The sequence below is a fragment of the Streptomyces sp. BBFR2 genome, assembly GCF_044497305.1.
GTDB lineage: Bacteria > Actinomycetota > Actinomycetes > Streptomycetales > Streptomycetaceae > Streptomyces.
On the sequence record NZ_CP172415.1, the window covers coordinates 2,294,602 to 2,312,628 of the forward strand.

At 74.3% G+C, this 18,027-nt stretch carries 18 protein-coding genes; 1 reads left to right on the plus strand and 17 read right to left on the minus strand.

Annotated elements, in window-relative coordinates:
- Positions 1 to 188 precede the first annotated feature (188 nt).
- The 12 genes from ACGH2B_RS08550 to ACGH2B_RS08605 all read right to left on the minus strand — a co-directional run bounded on the left by ACGH2B_RS08550 (position 189) and on the right by ACGH2B_RS08605 (position 10,569).
- Positions 189 to 857, minus strand: coding sequence for an OmpA family protein (locus tag ACGH2B_RS08550; protein ID WP_399086529.1), 669 nt, complete (start codon positions 855 to 857; stop codon positions 189 to 191).
- Positions 858 to 865: 8 nt separating this feature from the next.
- The gene (locus tag ACGH2B_RS08555; RefSeq protein WP_399086532.1) at positions 866 to 1,447 is read right to left on the minus strand and encodes a hypothetical protein; all 582 of its coding nucleotides are present in this window, start codon (positions 1,445 to 1,447) and stop codon (positions 866 to 868) included.
- Between the two features lie 82 nt (positions 1,448 to 1,529).
- Complete coding sequence (locus tag ACGH2B_RS08560) at positions 1,530 to 2,249, minus strand: pilus assembly protein TadG-related protein (protein WP_399086536.1); 720 nt, start codon at positions 2,247 to 2,249, stop codon at positions 1,530 to 1,532.
- Positions 2,250 to 2,290: 41 nt separating this feature from the next.
- Positions 2,291 to 2,458: a hypothetical protein gene (locus ACGH2B_RS08565; protein ID WP_399086539.1), complete on the minus strand. Its 168-nt coding sequence runs from the start codon at positions 2,456 to 2,458 to the stop codon at positions 2,291 to 2,293.
- A gap of 456 nt (positions 2,459 to 2,914) precedes the next feature.
- Positions 2,915 to 3,808, minus strand: coding sequence for a DUF5936 domain-containing protein (locus ACGH2B_RS08570; RefSeq protein WP_399086542.1), 894 nt, complete (start codon positions 3,806 to 3,808; stop codon positions 2,915 to 2,917).
- A 7-nt stretch (positions 3,809 to 3,815) separates the two neighbouring features.
- A complete protein-coding gene (locus ACGH2B_RS08575; RefSeq protein ID WP_399086545.1) occupies positions 3,816 to 4,760 on the minus strand; it encodes a type II secretion system F family protein in 945 nt (314 codons plus the stop codon).
- A complete protein-coding gene (locus ACGH2B_RS08580) occupies positions 4,757 to 6,094 on the minus strand; it encodes a CpaF family protein (protein ID WP_399086548.1) in 1,338 nt (445 codons plus the stop codon). The genes ACGH2B_RS08575 and ACGH2B_RS08580 overlap by 4 nt, the downstream gene beginning before the upstream one ends.
- Positions 6,091 to 6,708: a TadE/TadG family type IV pilus assembly protein gene (locus ACGH2B_RS08585; RefSeq protein ID WP_399086551.1), complete on the minus strand. Its 618-nt coding sequence runs from the start codon at positions 6,706 to 6,708 to the stop codon at positions 6,091 to 6,093. Before ACGH2B_RS08585 ends, ACGH2B_RS08580 begins: the two co-directional genes overlap by 4 nt.
- Complete coding sequence (locus ACGH2B_RS08590) at positions 6,705 to 7,118, minus strand: TadE/TadG family type IV pilus assembly protein (RefSeq protein ID WP_399086554.1); 414 nt, start codon at positions 7,116 to 7,118, stop codon at positions 6,705 to 6,707. Before ACGH2B_RS08590 ends, ACGH2B_RS08585 begins: the two co-directional genes overlap by 4 nt.
- A 97-nt stretch (positions 7,119 to 7,215) precedes the next feature.
- Positions 7,216 to 8,559 (minus strand): AAA family ATPase, encoded by a 1,344-nt coding sequence (locus tag ACGH2B_RS08595; RefSeq protein ID WP_399086557.1) that lies wholly within the window; start codon positions 8,557 to 8,559, stop codon positions 7,216 to 7,218.
- 13 nt (positions 8,560 to 8,572) lie between these two features.
- Complete coding sequence (gene cpaB / locus ACGH2B_RS08600; protein ID WP_399086560.1) at positions 8,573 to 9,289, minus strand: Flp pilus assembly protein CpaB; 717 nt, start codon at positions 9,287 to 9,289, stop codon at positions 8,573 to 8,575.
- A complete protein-coding gene (locus tag ACGH2B_RS08605) occupies positions 9,286 to 10,569 on the minus strand; it encodes a hypothetical protein (protein WP_399086563.1) in 1,284 nt (427 codons plus the stop codon). Before ACGH2B_RS08605 ends, cpaB begins: the two co-directional genes overlap by 4 nt.
- A 370-nt stretch (positions 10,570 to 10,939) precedes the next feature.
- Between ACGH2B_RS08605 and ACGH2B_RS08610 the strand changes: the two genes are divergently transcribed.
- Entirely contained in the window at positions 10,940 to 11,986 is a 1,047-nt protein-coding gene (locus tag ACGH2B_RS08610; protein WP_399086566.1) for a chitinase, read from the plus strand.
- Positions 11,987 to 12,105: 119 nt separating this feature from the next.
- Here ACGH2B_RS08610 and ACGH2B_RS08615 read toward each other — a convergent pair whose 3' ends face one another.
- From ACGH2B_RS08615 to ACGH2B_RS08635, 5 genes are all read right to left on the minus strand, one after another.
- Positions 12,106 to 13,023: a serine protease gene (locus ACGH2B_RS08615; RefSeq protein WP_399086569.1), complete on the minus strand. Its 918-nt coding sequence runs from the start codon at positions 13,021 to 13,023 to the stop codon at positions 12,106 to 12,108.
- 264 nt (positions 13,024 to 13,287) lie between these two features.
- On the minus strand, positions 13,288 to 14,766 hold the full coding sequence (locus ACGH2B_RS08620; protein WP_399086572.1) for a GntP family permease: 1,479 nt from the start codon (positions 14,764 to 14,766) through the stop codon (positions 13,288 to 13,290).
- A gap of 311 nt (positions 14,767 to 15,077) precedes the next feature.
- Complete coding sequence (locus ACGH2B_RS08625; protein ID WP_399086577.1) at positions 15,078 to 15,488, minus strand: RidA family protein; 411 nt, start codon at positions 15,486 to 15,488, stop codon at positions 15,078 to 15,080.
- Between the two features lie 5 nt (positions 15,489 to 15,493).
- A complete protein-coding gene (locus ACGH2B_RS08630; protein WP_399086580.1) occupies positions 15,494 to 16,273 on the minus strand; it encodes an IclR family transcriptional regulator in 780 nt (259 codons plus the stop codon).
- The gene (locus ACGH2B_RS08635) at positions 16,270 to 17,406 is read right to left on the minus strand and encodes a sugar kinase (RefSeq protein WP_399096814.1); all 1,137 of its coding nucleotides are present in this window, start codon (positions 17,404 to 17,406) and stop codon (positions 16,270 to 16,272) included. Before ACGH2B_RS08635 ends, ACGH2B_RS08630 begins: the two co-directional genes overlap by 4 nt.
- Between the last annotated feature and the right edge of the window lie 621 nt (positions 17,407 to 18,027).

Sequence of the window (18,027 nt, forward strand, 5' to 3'; positions counted from 1 at the left end):
CGGCACGCCCTGAACGCCGGGGGCGCCGCGAGCAGCGCGCTCGTGGGCGGCGGGGCGCCGCGGACAGCGCGCTCGTGGGCGGCGGGGCGCCGCGGACAGCGCGCCCGTGGACGGCGGGGCGCCGCGGGCGGCGGCCCATGGGCGGCGGCGCGTCGCGGATCTGACGGCCCGCCACTCCCCCGCTCCCCTCACCCCTCGCGCGGGAAGCTGACCTCCACGCGGCGGTTCTTCTTGCGGCCGGCTTCGGTGGAGTTGTCGGCGATGGGGTACTGCTCGCCGTAGCCGCGGATCTCGAACGCGGTGCCGGGGCCGAGGTCCTGGGCGAGGCGGCGCTGGACGGCGCCGGCGCGCTTGCGGGAGAGGGTCAGGCCGTGGGCGGCGGAGCCGAGGTTGTCGGTGAAGCCGAAGACCCGGAGCTTCTTGGCGTGTTGCTTGGTGACCTCGTCGGCGATGGCGGCGATGCGGGAGCGCGCGTCGTCGGTCAGCTCGGCGCTGTCCTTGCCGAACAGCACCTCCGCCTGGAGCGCGAACGTCACGTTGTCGTTGGTGTCCTGGCGGCGTTCGGCGCCGTCGTCGGTCTCGACGACGGACTTGATGTTGAGGACCTTCGCCGGGGCCAGCGTGGCGCCCTGCACCATCCGCAGGTCGGGGTCGTGCGGGTCGACGGCGACCGGTGGCGTGGTGTCCTCGGTCAGGCCGGGCGGGGTGTCGGCGTGGGCGGCGGGGGCGGCGAGTCCGGTGGCCAGCAGCAGGGCGGCGGCGGTGACGGCGCGGCCGGTCCGGGTGGCGCGCGGCGGGCGCGTACCGGCGGGGCGGGTGCCGGTCGGATGGGGGCGGGGCGGGTGTGTCGCGGGCATGGGCGCGGTCACTCCGTGATCCGTACGTCGGCGGGCGGCATCGTCGGGAGCTGGAAGTCGACCTCGGTGACCTTGGCGGGCGGGGCGGGGAACTGCGCGAAGACGGGGCGGCTCTCGCCGGGCCGTAGCCCGCTCAGGCCCGTGGTGCACAGGCATTCGCCGTCGGTGTCACGCAGGACGAGGTAGCGCTTCTTGCCCGCCTTGTCGATGAGGGTGGCGCCGGAGAGCGAGGAGCGGGAGTGGAGTTCGGATTCGTTGGAGCGCCAGTCGATGGCGTTGAAGACGCGGGTGCCGTGGTTGGTGACGGTGCCGTTGACGGTGACGAAGCCGCCGGAGTCGCGGACGGCGGAGTGCAGGGTGAGGGTGACGCCGTCCGGGCCCTTCATCTCACCGATGGCCTTGTCGGTGTCGGCGGCGGGGGCGGTGGACCCGGCGGGTGCGGGGCGGGTGTCGCGGGCCGGGGCCCGGTCGTCCGTCCGCCCTCCCCCCGCGTCGCCGCCACCGCAGCCGGCGACGACCAGCGCCAGGCCGGCCGCGGCGGCCGTGGCGGCCGCTCCTCGGGCGGCTTTCGTCGTGCGCCGCATGCTCATGGATGCCAGTCCTTCGGTCGTCAGCGGGTCGGTGGGCAGTCGGGGGCGGCGGCCGGCGGGGCGCCCGGGACCGGCGGCGCGGTCATCGGGTGAGCCGTACGGCGAAGAGGTCGGTGGCCCCGGGCAGTCCGCGGCCGTCGTCGAGGTCGCCGGGCTCCAGGTGCCATGCCTTTCCGTCGCAGACGAGCCCGGGGAGGGGGGCGTCGTCCGCGCCGTCGTCCTTCCCCTTTCCCGTGCCGGGGTCGCCGGTGGCGGGTCCGGGGGTGGTGGAGGGTACCCCCTTGCCGGGGGCGGACGGTCCGGGTGGCGCGGGTGTGTCGCCGGACGGGTCCGCGTGGCAGCGGGGTTCGACGACGGCGGTGGCGCGGGCCTCGGCGTGGGTGGACTCCGTACCGGGGACGACGGAGCGGCCGACGGCGGAGCGGGCGCGCACCCGGACGGCGAAGGAGGTGGGCCAGGAGTCGGGGGTGCAGTCGGTGAGGACCGCGTCGTTGCGGCCGGCGAACCAGCCGGCGCTGTCGCAGGCGGTGCGGGAGTCGGCGCCGCGCCCTTCGAGGAGGTCGCGCCAGTCGGCGCCGGAGCGCAGGGCGTCGAGGAAACTCTCGGTCAGCCGGTCGCGGTATTTCTGTCCGGCGGCGAGGGCGGCGGCGTCGGCGGCGGTCTGCGCGCCGCCCCGGGAGGCGGCGGCCTGGCCGACGGCGAAGAACGCGAGGGCGAGGAAGAGCAGCCCGGCGACCGCCACGATGTAGACCGGGAACGCCTGTCCGGCATCGCGCGGGGGGCGGGCGGCGGGGGCGGTCATGGCGGGGGCGCCGGGCGGGGCGGTCGCGGGGGCGCGGCCCGCTAGATGCCGACGACTTCGGAGATCTTGTCCGCGATGGCGTTCGCGATCTGACTGCCGAAATCCGTGGTGGACAGCACCAGGACGATCGCCACGACCACCGCGATGATGCCGAGGTACTCGATCGAGGTCTGCCCCCGGTCGTCGTTCCCCACAATCCGCTTCGCCATCGTCTTCTCCTCCATGGGCCCCCGTACCGCTCTGGTCCGGCTGGGCAGTCCCCGTGGTGTCGGCGCGTAGTCCCGCGGTCACGACACGAGAAAAGTACGCCGGGAGAGCCCTCCCGGAACAGGGAATCCTTACCCCAACCTGTTCGGAGGACACGACGGAGGCCCGGAGCGAAAGAATCCGGCCATCCGGCGTGCGTGGCGGTGGCGACGCCGCTCGCACTGCGTTCACCCCCGATCCGCCTGCGGTCCCCACGCGGGACACCCCGTACCCCGATGGCGGCTCCACTGTGACACAACTCGTTGCTGGAGCGAAGGAGTTGGGGACAAGCGGCCGCCGTCCGCGCACGGTTTCGGACGCGTGCCCACATCCGGTACGGGGCGCTCCGCCGGGGGCGGGGCGGAGCGGACGGACGGGGTGCGCGGCGGCGCGCGGCCCGGGGGTGCGGGCGGCGGTGGTCATCTGCCCGTCAGGGCGCCGAAGTCGGTGCCGGAGCCGAGGAAGAATCCGGCGAGCAGCAGGATCATGGTGGCCGGGACCATGAAGGTGGTGACGACCATGGTGGCCTTGGGGACGGCGCGGGCGGCCCGGCGACGGGCGTTCTGCGCGTCGGTGCGCCGCATGTCGTCGGCGATCTGGATGAGCGTGTCGACGATCGGCGCGCCCAGTTCCTCGCCCTGCTGGAGGGCGGTGACGAACTGGGCGACCTGCTCGGAGTCGTTGCGTTTGCGCAGTTCCTCGAAGGCGGTGCGGCGGCTGACGCCCATGTCCATCTGGCGCAGCGTGATGCGCAGTTCGTCCGCCCAGGGGCCTTCGTAGCGGTCGGCGACGCGGTCGAGTGCCTGGCGGAAACCGAGCCCCGCGCTGACGACGACGGCGAGGACGTCGAGGAAGTCCGGCAGGGTCCGTTCGATGGTGTCCTTGCGCTGGCGGATGGCGGCGCGGATGCCGACCTCGGTCCAGAAGCAGGCGAACAGCACCATCAACACGCCGAGCAGCGGCTGGCCGCGCAGGAACATCACCAGCGCGCCGAACAGTCCGAGCGCGCCGTAGACCGCGCGGCGGGCCGCGTACCGGTCGACGGTCAGTCCGCCCGGGTTGCCCGCCAGATCGATGCGGCGGCGCAGCCGGGAGACCCGGTCGGGGCCCATCAGCCGCAGCACCAGCGGGGCGTAGCGCATGCCCGTACGGTCCACGGCGGAGCCGACGGCGGTGGTGCGGCGGGCGCCGACCTCCAGGGAGAGGGCGAGGTCGGGCGGGAGTTTCGCCTCGCGGCGGTAGAGCGCGAGACCGCCGCAGACGCCCGCGACGGACAGCGCGCAGAGCAGCGCCAGCAGGATTCCGATTCCCATGGGGTCCCTAGACGTCGATCTTGGAGAGCCGGCGGATGAGGAAGAAGCCCAGCCCGTAGAGGACGAAGGCGGTGACGACGGCGAGTTGGCCGAGGAAGGAGGAGGTCATCCGGTCGATGGCGCCGGGCGCGATGCGGTTCATCAGCAGCAGGGTGCCGACGCCGAGCAGCGGGACGACGTACGCGGTGACGGTGACCTGGGAGAGCTGGGTGCGGACCTCGCGGCGGGTCTCCTTGCGCTCCTCCAGGGTGCGGGTGAGGTTGCGCAGGGAGCCGACGACGGTGCCGCCGGCGCGGTTGGCGAGGACGAGGGTGGTGACGAGGACGACGAGTTCGCGGGAGGGAAGGCGTTCGGCGAGTTCCCCGAGGGCTTCCTCGACGGAGTGGCCGACGGCGAGTTTGTCGGACACCTTGGCCAATTCCTGACCCGCCGGTGCCTCCAGTTCCTCGGCGGCCATCCCGAGGGCGGTCCGCAGCGCCAGACCCGCCTGGGTGGCGTTGGCGAGGATGCGGGACAGCTCCGGGAGCTGGTTGATGAACTTCTCGGTGCGCTTGCGGCGCTGCCAGTCGAGGAAGGCGAACGCCGCCCAGACGGCGGTGAGCGCGGCGATCGGCCCGAAGAACGCGGCGAGGACGGCGTGCGCGATCAGCCAGAGTGCGACGACCGTCCCGGCGAGGTACGCGGTGAACTCACCCGGCGTGACGTCGAGCCCGGTGGCGGCGAGCCGTTTCTCCAGCCGCCGGCCGTAGCGGGTGGCGCGGACCGTGCGGTCGAGGGCGGCGAAGCGGCGGCCCCGGCCGGTGACCGGCAGCCGGTCGTCGGCGAGCCGGTCCACGACGGCGCGGCGCCGGTCGCGCCCGGACGCGTAGAGCTGGAGCCCGGCGACCGCGAGGACGCAACTGAGCAGGGCGGCGCCGACGGTGAGGAGCGCGGGGTCGAGGGCGCGCGTCATCGGGCCTCCCGGGTGGCGAGCTGATCGTCGGTGGCGGCGACGCCGAAGGCGGGCGGCACGGATTCGCCGGCCATCCGCAGCCGTTCGGCGGTGCGGCGCGGCAGCGGGAAGTGGCGGACGCTCCCGTGGACGCGCCGGTCGGCGGTCATCGGTTCGGTGTCGAAGCGGCAGACGGCGGCGAGGCGGTACGCCTGGTGGCCGCGGGAGTCGAGGAGGGCGACCTCGGTGATGCGGCGGGCGCCGTCGGCACCGCGTCCGAGCTGGACGAGGCAGTCGACGGCGCTGTTGATCTGGTCGCGCAGCGCCTCGAACGGGATCTTGACGTCGGACATCGAGGCGAGTGTCTGGAGCCGCATCAGGGCGTCCTCTGCGCTGTTGGCGTGGACGGTGGCGAGCGAGCCGTCGTGGCCGGTGGACATCGCCTGGAGCATGTCGAGGGTCTCACCGCCGCGGACCTCGCCGACGATGATGCGGTCCGGCCGCATCCGCAGCGAGTTGCGGACCAGATCGCGGATGGTGATGCGGCCCTTGCCCTCGACGTTGGGCGGGCGGGACTCCAGGCGGATGACGTGGCTCTGCTGGAGCTGGAGTTCGGCGGCGTCCTCGACGGTGATGATCCGCTCGCCGTCCGGGATGAGTCCGGAGAGCGCGTTGAGCAGGGTGGTCTTCCCGGCGCCGGTCGCCCCGGAGACGACGATGTTGAAGCGGGCGCGGACGAGGGCGGCGAGCAGCAGCAGCGTCTGTTCGTCGAGGGTGCCCATGCCGAGGAGTTCGGCCAGGGCGTACGCGCGGGGGAAGCGGCGGATGGTGAGGACGGCGCCGTTGAGGGCGAGCGGCGGGATGATGACGTTGACGCGTTCGCCGGTGGGCAGCCGGGCGTCGACCATCGGGTTCGACTCGTCGACGCGGCGGTTGACGGTCGAGACGATCCGCTCGATGGTCTGCATCAGTTGCTCGTGCGAGGCGAAGCGGACGGGTACGGGCTCGACGCGGCCGTGGCGTTCGACGTAGATCCGGTCCGGGCCGTTGACCATGATCTCGGTGATGGAGGCGTCCTCCAGGAGCGGTTCGAGGACGCCGAGACCGAGCGCCTCGTCCACCACGCGGCGGATGAGCAGATCGCGTTCGGCGGTGGAGAGGACCGGGCCCTCGCGGCTGATGATGTGGCCGAGGACGCGCTCCAGACGGGAGCGGCGTTCGGCGGCGGTCAGCGCGGACATCTCCGCGAGGTCGATCTCCTGGAGCAGCTTGGCGCGGTAGACGGGCACCAGGCGTCCGTCGGAGCGGGCCTCGCCCTCCGGTTCCGGGGCGGTGATCCGGCCTTTGAGGCTCATGGCGCGAGGGCTCCTTCGGGGGCGGCGCCCGGTGCGTGCGCGACCGCGGGGCGGGGCATGGTGGCGCTGCGGCTGACGGAGCCGAGGGAGACGCCGGGGATGAGGGACGGCAGGGAGACGGTCGCGGTGGCGCGGACCGCCTCCCCCGCCCCGGCGACGCCGATCCGGGCGCGGTCGGCGACCCATCCGGTCATCGCGGCGCGCCCGGCGGCCGCCGGATCGCGCTGCCGGTCGCGCGGGTCGAGCGAGGCGGTCCGGGCGGCGGCGCGCGCCCCCGTACCGGCCTGCTGCACGGTGAAAGCGGCCAGGCCCAACTGGACGACGGCGAGCGCGACGATCAGCAGCAGGGGAAGGAAGCCGAGGAATTCGATGGATGCCTGGCCACGGTCGCGGGCGGCCGGACGGGTGCGGGGACGGGCGGGGGCGCGGAGGCGGGCGGCACCCACGGGGCCGAGGGGCGCGCGGCGGCGCGGGGCGGGCGGCCGCGCGCAGGGAGCGGAGGCGGAACCGGGGAGCCGAGCCGCGCCGGACGCGTCGCAGGCGAGGCCGGTGCCCGGCCCGGTGCGCCGGGTCCGGTCCGTACGGTGCGTCCCGTCGTACGTGGCCGCGCTCATCGTCCCTCCTCGTCGACGGCTCCGGCGGTGCCGCTGACCGTCCAGGGGAAGGCGGCGGAACCCGGGAAGAGGACCGGGACCTTGAGCTGTACGGTCGCGCGCCACAGCCCGGAGTCGGTGGCGCAGGAGGCGGTGGCGGCGGAGCGCCAGGCGGCGGGCAGCTCGTCGGTGGCGGCGGTGCGGCAGGCGCCGGGGCCGCCGCCACGCAGGGCGACGGCGGCCCGCGCCCCCCGGTCGGCGGCGTGCGCGGCGAGCGAGAACGTGTAGCCGACCAGCACGAACTGCCACAGCAGGACGAGGACCAGCAGGATCAGCGGCAGCATCCCGGCGAACTCGACGGTGACCTGACCGCGGTCCGGGGCGCGCCGGGCACGGTCACGGCGGCGGGGCGACGCCGCTTCGGCCGCCACCGCCCCGCCCCGCCCCGGGCACCGGTCGGCCCCGGGCGCGCGCTCCGCGCTCCCCGGGCCGCCGCGTACCGCGTCCCTCGGACGCCGCCCCACCCCGTCAGCCCTCCTCGTACGGGCCCGCCGGGGCCGCGGGGGCGGACGTCGGGCCCGGGGCGGGCTGCGCGGCGGGGCCGGCGGTCAGGGCCTTGCGGCGGCGGCCGGTGAGGGAGGGGCGGGTGCGGTGGCCGGACTTGGGGCGGGGGGCGGCGGGGGCGCCCGCCACCAGGCCCAGTTCGCCGGCGAGCGCCCACAGGGCGGCGCGGACGGTGGAGCGGGCGTCGAGGTCCTGCATCCGGCCGGAGTCGACGCAGGGCTGGAGTTCCTTGAAGGCGGCGGGGACGGTGGCGGCGGCGACCGCGGTGCCGGTGGCCTTGGCGATCAGCGGCGGCTGGATCTCGGTGTGCCGGGTGAGGCGGTTGACGACGGTGAGGGTCGATCCGGCCTTACGGATCCGCAGCCGGTCCCAGAGCCGTACCTGCCGTTTGGCGGCGCGTACGGCGACGACGTCGGGGGTGGTCACCAGCAGGGCGGTGTCGGCGAGTTCGACGGCGGCGGCGTTGGCGGACTGCATCTGGGAGCCGCAGTCGGCGATGACGACGTCGTAGCGGGCGCGCAGCGCGGTGACGATCTGCCGGGCGGCCCGGTCGTCGACCTCCTCGCCGCGCTCGCCCTCCTCGGGCGCGAGCAGCAGCGCGAGGCCGGTGGGGTGATCGTGTATGGCGTCGGCCAGCACGCGGGCGGAGAGGTCGGCGATCCCGGCGAGGTCGACGACCGAGCGGCGGAACTGCACGTCCAGGTACGAGGCGATGTCACCGGACTGGAGGTCGAGGTCGACGAGGGCGACGCGGCGGCCCGCCTGACGTGCGGCGAGGGCGAGTTGGACGGCGGTGACGGTGGTGCCGGTGCCGCCCTTGGCGCCGGTGACGGTGACCAGCGTCCCGGCCGGTCCGGGCGGGTGCTCCCGGCCGCCGCCGAGGTGGACGCGGACCCCGGCGGCCCACTGGGCGGCGGCCCGTACCCGCGCGGTGAGTTCGTCGTGACCGAGCGGCAGCCCGGCGATGCCACGGGCCCCGGCGTCCATCGCGGCGGAGTACAGGGCGGGCCCGGCGTCGGCGGTGAGCAGGACGACGCCGACGGCGGGGAAGCGGAGCGCGACCTCGCGGATCAGGTCGAGGGCGGGCAGCGGCCCGATGCGTTCGTGGACGAGGACGACCTCGGGCAGCGCCTCCACCGCGGCGGGCCCGGCGGCGTCCGGCGGCGCGGCCCCGGCCAGCGCGTCGAGGAGCGCGGCGGAGTCGGCGACCGGCGGCACGGCGGCCGCGTCGGGCACCTGGGCGAGCAGGGTGCTCAGGGCGCGGGCGGCGTCGGGGTCGCCGGCCGCGGGCAGGATGCGGATGGTCACCGGGGCCTCCGGGTCACTTGTCGCCGTCGAGGGTGTAGGTGCGCTCGCCCGGCGGGATGGCGCGGTCGGAGCCGGGGGCGAGCAGGGCGAGGCGTACGTGGGAGGCGAAGGACTCGGCGTAGGCGACGCGTTGGGCGTCCTTGGTGTCGAGCGAGAAGGTGATCGGGACGGCCTCGCCCTCGCGGCGGGCGGTGGCGGTGTCGCCGGGGTCCTGCGCGGCGAGCGGGGTGAGCTTGCCGACGTCGATGACCTGGGCACCGGCCACGATGACCTTGGAGACCGGCTTGTCCTCGGGGCGCTTGCCCTCGAAGGTGGCGTAGATGTTGACCCGGGCGCCCGGGGTGATCTTCCCGGCGACACCGGTGGCCGCGTCGATCATGATGGCGATCTCCTGGCGGCCGGGCTGGAGCGCGGGCCGGGCGACGATCATGTCGTTCTGGAGCAGCGAGCCCTTGTGCAGCGGGGTGACCGCTATCTTCCCGCTGAGCGCGTCGAGGTCGGTGACGGCGGTCGGCGGCAGCCACCGCTCGGGCATCGCGACCTTCTCGAACTGCCCAGGATCCAGCGGCGTGTAGGCCGCCACATCGGCCTTCAGCCGGTACGCGGTCCGTTCCGGGCCGACCTTCGACTCGACGTTACGGATGACGGAGAGCACCCCGGCGAAGGCGCCGGCCGCGCACAGGACCGACAGCAGGAGCAGGATCAGGCCGCGGCGCTGACGTGCGTTCATGGGTGGGGGACCTCGATCGGGGCGGGACGGGGCTGCTGCGGACGGGGCACGCCCCCGGGCACGCCGGGCGGCGCCACCGGGGAGAGCCCGAGACCGTACGGGGGCCCGGCGGGCGGCGGAGGTACGGCCGGACCGGCGGGCGGCGGCCCGGCGAACGGGCCTCCGGGGCCGGGGGCCGGGCCCGGGAACGGCGGGCCGCCGGGGAGCGGACCGGAGAGGGGCGGCCCGCCCGGGAGCGCCCCCGGGTGGTGCGGGCCCACGGGCGGTGCGTCCGGCGGCGACGGCGCGGCGGCCGCCGGCGGCGCTCCCCCGGGCGGGACCGCGGCGGGCGCCGCCGCGGCGGGCGGCGGTCCGGGCAGCGCCGGCGGGCCGCCCGGCGGCAGTGCGGCCGGGGTGCTCCGGGTGCCCGTCGCCCCGCCGGTCACCGCGCGTCCACCTGCGGCGACGGGCTCCCCGGCGCGTCCGGGCGTACCGCAGAACGCGCAGCGGTCGCCGAGGAGTTCCAGGCCGCACCAGGCGCACTCCTCGCGGCGGACGGAGGAGACCAGGCGGTGCAGCAGGGCCGGGTCGGGGATGGCGGCGGCGAACTCGACGAGCTTGCGGGTGCCCCACCAGTGGGCGGACTCGGCGGGCAGCGGGACCTCCTCGGCGCCGCGCACCTGCCAGGCGGGGGCGAGGACGGAGCCGACCCAGTCGCCGGTGAAATGCCCCCTGGCGAGCGCCAGTTCCGTGGCGTACGAGGGGGCGGGAAGGCCGACGTCGGTGCTGTGGCGTTCGACTCTGACCAGGTGCGGCGCGGGGGCGGCGAGGACCGCGAACTGCACGCCGGGCAGCCAGGACGCCATATGGGCGCGGAGATCGACCTCGACGCGGTCCAGTCCGCCGACGGTGGCGAGCAGCGCCCCGGCGTGGATGTAGTGCGCCAGCAGCCGGGCGGCGCAGGCGAGGACGCCGGGGCTGAGCGCCGAGCGGGAGAGTTCCCGTAGCTGGCGGGCGAGGACGGCGAGCCCGAGCGGCGGCAGGTCGACCTTGACCAGGGCGATGCGGTCGCTCTCCAGGAGGGCGCGCAGGGTGTGCAGCCGCCGTACGTGCTCCGCCGGGCAGGCGTCGGAGTAGAGGACGACGAGGTGGCCGTGGTGTTCGAGGACCGCGGCGGTCCGCGTCAGCGCCTCGTCGAGGGGCTGGAGGTGCGGCGCGGGGAGCACCACCGCCGCGGGGGTGGTGCGGTCGGCGGCGGGCAGCGCGAGATCGGAGCCGGTGACGGCGATCGCGGTCGGCACGCGCTTCCCCCCAACTCCTTCCGGCCTCCGGGGGCCCCGGGGCCGCGGATCGGCACTGCTCGCGCTCCCGCGGTCGCTCCGCTGCTCCCTCACGGGCGCGCGGGGCGGCCTCTTCGGCGCCGTACGTCCAGCACTTTATCCGCGAGATACGCCCGGGAGAACACGTTCCGGACCACTCGCCCCGGGCCTGCGGCCCCCGCGGAAGGGCCACTTCACCTCCCCGCCATCGTCACGCCCGCCACCCGCACGGGGCAACGGGTGGCGTCGGAAACCTTGACAGAGGCATTGGTCTGGACCACGTTGTACGGCAGCGCAGGGGCCCCTGAGCGCGCATCCGCACCCCCCAACTCCCCCACAGACGGAGGCAGTCGTGGTTCGCGCACCATCGAGGAACGTCCGATCCCGTACGACGAGGAAGACGCTGCTGGCCACGGCCGCCGCGACCGCGCTGCTGGCGGCCGGCGCGCTGTCGGCGGGCACCGCCCAGGCGGCGCCGGCGAGCCACCGGGCGCCCGCCCCGGCCGCGGGCGCGTCCGCCGTCGCCAAGCACGCGGTGACCGGTTACTGGCAGAACTTCGACAACGGCGCCACCGTCCAGAAGCTGAAGGACGTCGACGACGCGTACGACATCATCGCGGTCGCCTTCGCCGACGCCACGGGCAAGCCGGGCGAGCTGACCTTCCACCTCGATCCGGCGCTCGGCTACGGCTCCGTGGACGATTTCAAGGCCGACATCAAGGCGAAGCAGGCCGCGGGCAAGTCGGTGATCCTCTCCGTCGGCGGGGAGAAGGGGTCGGTGTCGGTCGCCGACTCCGCCTCCGCGGACGCCTTCGCCGCGTCGCTGAACAAGCTGATGGACGAGTACGGCTTCAACGGTGTCGACATCGACCTGGAGAACGGCCTGAACTCCACCTACATGTCCCAGGCGCTGAAGGCGGTGCACGCGAAGCACCCCGATGTGGTGGTGACGATGGCGCCGCAGACCATCGACATGCAGTCGCCGCAGAACGAGTACTTCAAGACGGCGCTGGCCATCAAGGACTTCCTGACCGTCGTCAACATGCAGTACTACAACAGCGGTTCGATGCTCGGCTGTGACGGCAAGGTCTACTCGCAGGGCACGGTGGACTTCCTGACCGGGCTGGCCTGCATCCAGTTGGAGAACGGCCTCGACCCCTCGCAGGTGGGCCTCGGCGTCCCGGCGTCCTCCAGCGCGGCGGGCGGCGGCTACACCGCGCCGTCGGTGGTCAACGACGCGCTGGACTGCCTGACGAAGGGCAGCGGCTGCGGCACGTTCAAGCCGTCGAAGACGTATCCGGGGCTGCGCGGTGCGATGACCTGGTCGACCAACTGGGACGCGAAGAACGGCAACGCCTTCGCCACCCAGGTAGGCGGCCACGTGCACGGGCTGCCGTAGCCACCCGGCGCGCGGGCCCGGATGCGGCGGGCCCGGCGCCACCCCTCATACGGGCCGGGCCCCGCGTAGCGTGCGCGCGGGGCCCGGTCCTTTCGCGGGTGTCAGCCTTGCCGCAGGTGTCAGCGGCGGACGCCGGACGGCTTGGGCAGTTCACAGCCCGAAGCGTTCAGGTCAAGCTTGTTCCCGGCGGTGAAGCACTTCGCGATGCCGTAGGTCTCCTGGCCGTAGGGCGTGCCCTTGTGGACGGAGACCTGGCCGTTCTCGTCGACCTCGCACGGGTTGTTCATCGTGCACTTCTCACCGTCCTCGTTGACGGTGTTGTTGATCGCGGTGACCTTGCCGGTCTCCTCGTCGATGACCGGGGAGCCGGAGGTGCCGCCGATGGTCTTGCAGTCGGTGGTGTAGCGGACCGAGTCCTTCCAGGTCCAGTCGCCCTCCTTGAGCTGGGGGACGAAACCGTCGATGGAGCAGGAGTAGGTCTGCTTCCAGTAGCCCGACACCACGGTGATCTTGTGCCCGTCGGTGGGGTGCGCGGTGTCCAGCTCCAGCGGCTCGATGCCGTACTTCTGCTGGATGTCGGCGTAGCTGGAGCCGGTCTCGTAGAGGGTGACGTCGGTGTCGGTCATCGTCGCGTAGACGACCTTGGTGGCCTTGAGGGTGCCGAGGTCACCGGCGTTCGCGTCCAGGACGGTGAAGCCGCGGCTGGAGGGCTGGTCGGTGATGACCTCGCCGGCGCCGGGCATCCCGGACTCCAGGCAGTGCCCGTTGGTCATGACGAGCGCCGGGTCGGTGTCCTTGGACGTGGGGAGCTTGATGATCGAGCCCGAGCAGTTGTCGAGCGCGACGGTGCCGGCGAAGTTCGCCGTCTTCGTGTGGACGCCGGACGCCGCCGGGGCGGATATCGCGCCGGGCGCACGGAACGTGCTGGTGGCCTCCGTGCCGGACCGCGGGGCGGCGCCGGCCGTCCCGGCGGTGCCCACCAGGGCGGCGGCGCCCAGGACGACGGTGGCGAGGGTGCCGACGAGAGGTCGGTTCATTGTGGGGTCCTCTCACGCTGCGTACCGCAGGGCGAACAGCCCTTCGGTTTGTCGTGCGCATTGTTGGCGCACGGAGGCCCCAGGGCAATGAATCGGTCCGGATCAACCGGAAGTTGACGTACCGTGCCCCCTTGTGGCGCCCGGAGTGGCGGGGTTGTCCGGGTTGTTCCGGGGGCGCCGTGCCACGCTCCCCGGACGCGGGAAGGCGGCGGCACGCACCCCGTACGGAAGCACCCGCCGCCTCCGGGCGGCCCGCCCGGACCGCTACACGACCAGGCTCACCAGCGCCGCCACGGCGAAGCCGGCGACCGAGAGGACGGACTCCAGGACCGTCCAGGACTTGAGGGTGTCGCGTTCGGAGATGCCGAAGTACTTCGCGACCATCCAGAAGCCGCCGTCGTTGACGTGCGAGGCGAAGATCGAACCGGCGGAGATCGCCATGATGATCAGCGCCAGGTGGGGCTGGGAGAGGCCCTGGTCCTGGACGAGGGGGAGGACGATGCCGGCGGTGGTGACGATGGCGACGGTCGCCGAGCCCTGGGCGACGCGCAGGACCAGCGAGAGCAGCCAGGCCAGCACGATGACGGGCAGGCCCACGCCGTGGAAGGTGTCGGAGAGGGCGGTCGCGACGCCGCTGCCCTGGAGGACCGCGCCGAAGACCCCGCCGGCGCCGACCACCAGCAGGATGTTGCCGATCGGCTTGAGCGAGGCGGTCGAGACCCGCTCCAGCGACTTGCGCGACCAGCCCCGGCGGATGCCGAGCAGGTAGTACGCGGCGAACAGCGCGAGGGTCAGCGCGACGAACGGGTTGCCGAAGAACTCGATGACGGAGCGGAGCGTGCTGGGGTCCAGCACGATGGACGAGAACGTCGACAGCAGGATCAGCACCAGCGGGATCGCGATGATCGTCAGGACGGCGCCCAGGGAGACCGGCTTCTCCCGCGGGGTGACGCCGGCGGCGCGCTGTTCGGCGAGGACCGCCGCCTTCGCCTCGTCCGCCGCCTCGGCCATGTCCTGCGGCAGTTCGACGAAGATCCGCTTGCCGATCCAGGCGGCCCACGCCCAGGTGGCGAGGACGGCGGGGATACCGCAGATCAGGCCCATGAGGATGACCCAGCCGAGGTCCACGTGGAAGAGTCCGGCGGCGGCGACGGGGCCGGGGTGCGGCGGCAGGAAGGCGTGGGTCATCGACAGCGAGCCGAGCAGCGGCAGGCAGTAGAGCAGCATCGACTTGCCGCCGCGCTTGGCCGCCGCGTAGACGATCGGCGCGAGGACGAAGATGCCGATGTCGAAGAAGACCGGGATGCCGAAGAGGAGGCCGGTCAGGCCCATGGCGAGCGGGGCGCGCTTCTCGCCGAAGAGGTTGAGCAGGCGGGTGCTGAGCACTTCACCGCCGCCGGAGACCTCCAGGATCGAGCCGAGCATGGTGCCCAGGCCGATGATGATCGCGATATGGCCGAGGGTGCCGCCCATACCGCTCTCGATCATGGACTTCACGTCGGACTTCTGGACGGTGCCGAAGAGTTCGGTGACCGAGAGTCCGGCGCCGAGGCCGACCGCGATGGAGACGGTGAGCAGCGCGACGAACGGCTGGAGCCGGAACTTGATGATGAGGAGCAGCAGCAGGGCGATGCCGAGGACGGCGACGGTCAGCAGTCCCGGGGTGCCCGGTATGAGGGCGAGCAGCCCGCCGGTGTGCGGAGGCGGTGGCGGCGCGGGGGCGGTGGCGGCGGCGAGGAACATCGTGTGACTCCGTTGTCGGCGGGGGCCCGGAGGCTCCCTGGAATGCGTCTCGGGGCAGGGCGGACCGCGGCACGGCGCCCCTGCGGTACGGGGCGCCGCGCCGTGCGGCGGGTGGTGCGGGTGGAGGCTCTTTAAGGGCAAGGCGGTTGCTCGTGGGGGTGGTGCGACCGGGCGGCCCCTGCGGCGGGCTTCCGGGCGCGGGCCCCGTACGGCGTCCCTGCGGTGGGCGCCGTACGGGTGGCCGGCGGGCCCGGTGCGGGCGGGTGGCCCGCACCGGGGCGGACGGTGGCCGGATGGCCGGGCCCGTGGGCTCAGCCGAGGACGGCGAGCGCGTCGATCTCGATGAGGAGGCCCTTGGGCAGGCCGACGTAGACGGTGGTGCGGGCGGCGGGCGGGGCGGTCAGGCCCTGCTCCTCGAAGTAGGCGTTGTAGATCTCGTTCATCTCGGCGAAGTGGTCCACGTCGGTGAGGTAGACGCGCATCATCATGACGTCGTCCCAGGTGGCGCCGCCCTCTTCGAGGATCGCCTTGACGTTGGCGAAGGTCTGGAGGGTCTGCTCGCGCAGGGTCGGACCGGCCGGGGTGGGGGCCTGGCCCTCGACGGCGGGCAGGAAGCCGACCTGGCCGGCGACCTGGAGGATGTTGCCCTTCTTGACGCCGTGCGAGAACTTCGCGGGCGGCGTGGTGTGGGTGGCCGGGGTGAGCGCGGTCTTCTCGGTCATGGTGTTCAGGCTTCCTGTGCGGGGCCGGCGGGGGGCCGGGGGATTGCTGTTCCGGAGTACTCCCGGCTGATGGCGTCGGCGGTGCGGCGCAGCAGCGGCAGGAGGGTGAGGAGTTCGTCGGCGGTGACGACGACGTTCGGCGCGGAGACCGACATCGCGGCGACCACCCGGCCGTCGGCGCCGTGGATCGGGGCGCCGACGCAGTTGATGGACTCCTCGTGGCCGCCGAGGTCGGTGGCCCAGCCCTGTTCGCGTACCTTCTCCAGCTCCCGCAGGAAGGCGGGGGCGTTCGGGGTGGAACGGGGCGTGTAGAGGGGGTAGTCGAGCTTCTCCGCGAGGGCGCGGCGCTCGGGTTCGGACAGGTCGGCGAGGAGCAGTTTGGCGACGGCGGCGACGGTGATCGCGACGGGCTTGCCGATCCGCGAGTACATCCGCACCGGGTAGCGGCTCTCGACCTTGTCGATGTAGAGGACCTCGTTCTCCTCGTAGACGGCGAGGTGGACGGTGTGTCCGCAGCTCTCGTTGAGGGCGACGAGGTGGGGGTGGGCGATGTCGCGGATGTCGAGGTTCTCGACGGCCTGCTGGGCGAGGGCGAAGAGCCGGGCGCCGAGGCGGTAGCGCTGGTCGGGCTGGCGGTAGACGATGCCGTGCTCGTGCAGGGTGCGCAGCAGCCGCAGGGCGGTGGATTTGTGGACGCCGAGGCGGACGGCGACCTGTTCGAGGCCCGCCGGTCCCTCCGCGAGCAGCGGCAGGATGCTCAGTGCGCGGTCGACTGTCTGGCTCATGTCTGGGGGACCTCCACCCGTGCGTCGTGCGGCTCCGCCGTCCAGCCGGGGCCGAGTCGCAGTCTCCCCCAGTCCTCGGCCGGGAGGGCGGCGAGGCGGTCGGCGAAGGCGCGGCGCGGCGGTGCGGCGAGGTCGCCGGGGACGGTGAGGGCGGCGGCGGCCATGAGGTGTCCGTGCCGGATCCGGTCGAAGACCGGCAGCCCGCGCAGCGTCCCGGACAGGAACCCGGCGGCGAACGCGTCCCCCGCCCCGACCGGCGCGACGACGTCGACGGTGAGGGCCGGGGCGTAGGTGACGGTGTCGGGAACGGGCGTGTCCGCGGCGGGGCGCGGGCCGGGCGTGCCGGGGCGCGCGCCGCCGCCGGAAGCCGCGGCGGCCCCGGAAGCCGCGGCGGCCCCGGAAGCCGTGCCGCTCCCGGCGGCCGCCCAGCCCTCCCGGTGCAGCACCGTCACCCCTTCCGATCCCTGCTTGACGACGAGGACGGCGGGCTCGGGCAGGGCCGCGCGGATCGCCTCGGGCCCGTGCAGGTCCCAGGCGGCGGCGGCCTCGTCCTCGCCGACGAAGACGAGGTCGGCGCCGCGGGCGAGGTCGAGCAGGATCTCCGGGCCCTGGGGGCGGCCCTGCCACAGCCCGACGCGGTAGTTGACGTCGAAGGAGACGAGGGGGCGGTGCGGGGTGCGGCGGGTGAGGGTGCGCAGCAGGTCCAGGCAGGTGTCGGAGAGGGCGGCGGTGATGCCGGTGAGGTGCAGGATCCGGGCCCCGGCGAGGGCGTCGGGCTCCGGGGCGCCGGGCGCCATGGCGGAGGCGGCGGATCCGGCGCGGTGGTAGACGACCTCGGCGGTGCCGGGCTCCTCGCCGTCGGCGCCGGTGGCCCGCTCCCCCGCCGTACGGAAGTAGATGCCGGTGGGGCGGTGCGGGTCGCGGGCGACGTGGCCGGTGTCGACGCCGTGGGCGGCGATGGCGTCGAGAAGGTGGTCGCCGAAGCCGTCGGTGCCGACCCGGGAGACCCAGCGGGCGCGGTGTCCGGCGGCGGCGAGCACACAGGCGACGTTGGACTCGGCGCCGCCGATGGCGCGCTCGAAGGAGGGGACGTCGGCGAGGCGCCCGGGGCGGGTCGGCAGGAAGGTGACCATGGACTCGCCGAGGCAGACGACGTCGGCGGGGCCCGCGGGGAGTCCGGAGCCGCCGGCCGGGAGCCCGGAGCCGTCCGCCGGGAGCGCGGGACCGCCCGCCGGGAGCCCGGTGCCGTGCGGGGCGGCGCCGCCTTGGCCTGCGGTGCCGCTGGCGTTCGAGGGCCTGGTCACGAGGGTGGTGCTCCTTAGCTGTGCCGTGTGGGGGGGAAGCCATGGCGGTGCCGGATGCCGGGGCGGTCCGTCCGGCGCGCGTCGCGGTGGGGACGGTGCCGGGCGGCGGCTCGGGGGGGGACGAGGCCGGGCGGCGGTTCGCGGCGCGTGCGGGCAGGAGTGCCGGGGCGCCGGCGGCGAGGCGGGGCGGACCGCCGCGACCTCCGGTTTTCCGGCCCGGGTCCGGCGCGTGCCGGTGCCGTTCCGGCCGCCGACGCTCACCATTGACCCGGTGCTGGCTCGGATGTTAGACAGCATTAAGCGATATACGCAATGGGTGTTGCAGAATGCGCAACGCACCCAGCGGCGCCCGGCCCGTATCGCCCCGGCATCCGCCTCGTGCACCCCCGCACCACCGCCCCGGTACGCCGCGACGCAGCCCGCGCCCGGCGCCCATCCTTCGAGGAGGCC

Coding starts and splice junctions, on each gene's coding strand:
- ACGH2B_RS08580 (WP_399086548.1), bottom strand. CDS start 6,094: ATGAGCCTCAAAGGCCGGATCACCGCCCCGGAACCGGAGGGCGAGGCC.
- ACGH2B_RS08625 (WP_399086577.1), bottom strand. CDS start 15,488: ATGACCGAGAAGACCGCGCTCACCCCGGCCACCCACACCACGCCGCCC.
- ACGH2B_RS08565 (WP_399086539.1), bottom strand. CDS start 2,458: ATGGCGAAGCGGATTGTGGGGAACGACGACCGGGGGCAGACCTCGATC.
- ACGH2B_RS08620 (WP_399086572.1), bottom strand. CDS start 14,766: ATGTTCCTCGCCGCCGCCACCGCCCCCGCGCCGCCACCGCCTCCGCAC.
- ACGH2B_RS08585 (WP_399086551.1), bottom strand. CDS start 6,708: ATGAGCGCGGCCACGTACGACGGGACGCACCGTACGGACCGGACCCGG.
- ACGH2B_RS08555 (WP_399086532.1), bottom strand. CDS start 1,447: ATGAGCATGCGGCGCACGACGAAAGCCGCCCGAGGAGCGGCCGCCACG.
- ACGH2B_RS08615 (WP_399086569.1), bottom strand. CDS start 13,023: ATGAACCGACCTCTCGTCGGCACCCTCGCCACCGTCGTCCTGGGCGCC.
- ACGH2B_RS08550 (WP_399086529.1), bottom strand. CDS start 857: ATGCCCGCGACACACCCGCCCCGCCCCCATCCGACCGGCACCCGCCCC.
- ACGH2B_RS08635 (WP_399096814.1), bottom strand. CDS start 17,406: ATGGTCACCTTCCTGCCGACCCGCCCCGGGCGCCTCGCCGACGTCCCC.
- ACGH2B_RS08560 (WP_399086536.1), bottom strand. CDS start 2,249: ATGACCGCCCCCGCCGCCCGCCCCCCGCGCGATGCCGGACAGGCGTTC.
- ACGH2B_RS08630 (WP_399086580.1), bottom strand. CDS start 16,273: ATGAGCCAGACAGTCGACCGCGCACTGAGCATCCTGCCGCTGCTCGCG.
- ACGH2B_RS08570 (WP_399086542.1), bottom strand. CDS start 3,808: ATGGGAATCGGAATCCTGCTGGCGCTGCTCTGCGCGCTGTCCGTCGCG.
- cpaB (WP_399086560.1), bottom strand. CDS start 9,289: ATGAACGCACGTCAGCGCCGCGGCCTGATCCTGCTCCTGCTGTCGGTC.
- ACGH2B_RS08575 (WP_399086545.1), bottom strand. CDS start 4,760: ATGACGCGCGCCCTCGACCCCGCGCTCCTCACCGTCGGCGCCGCCCTG.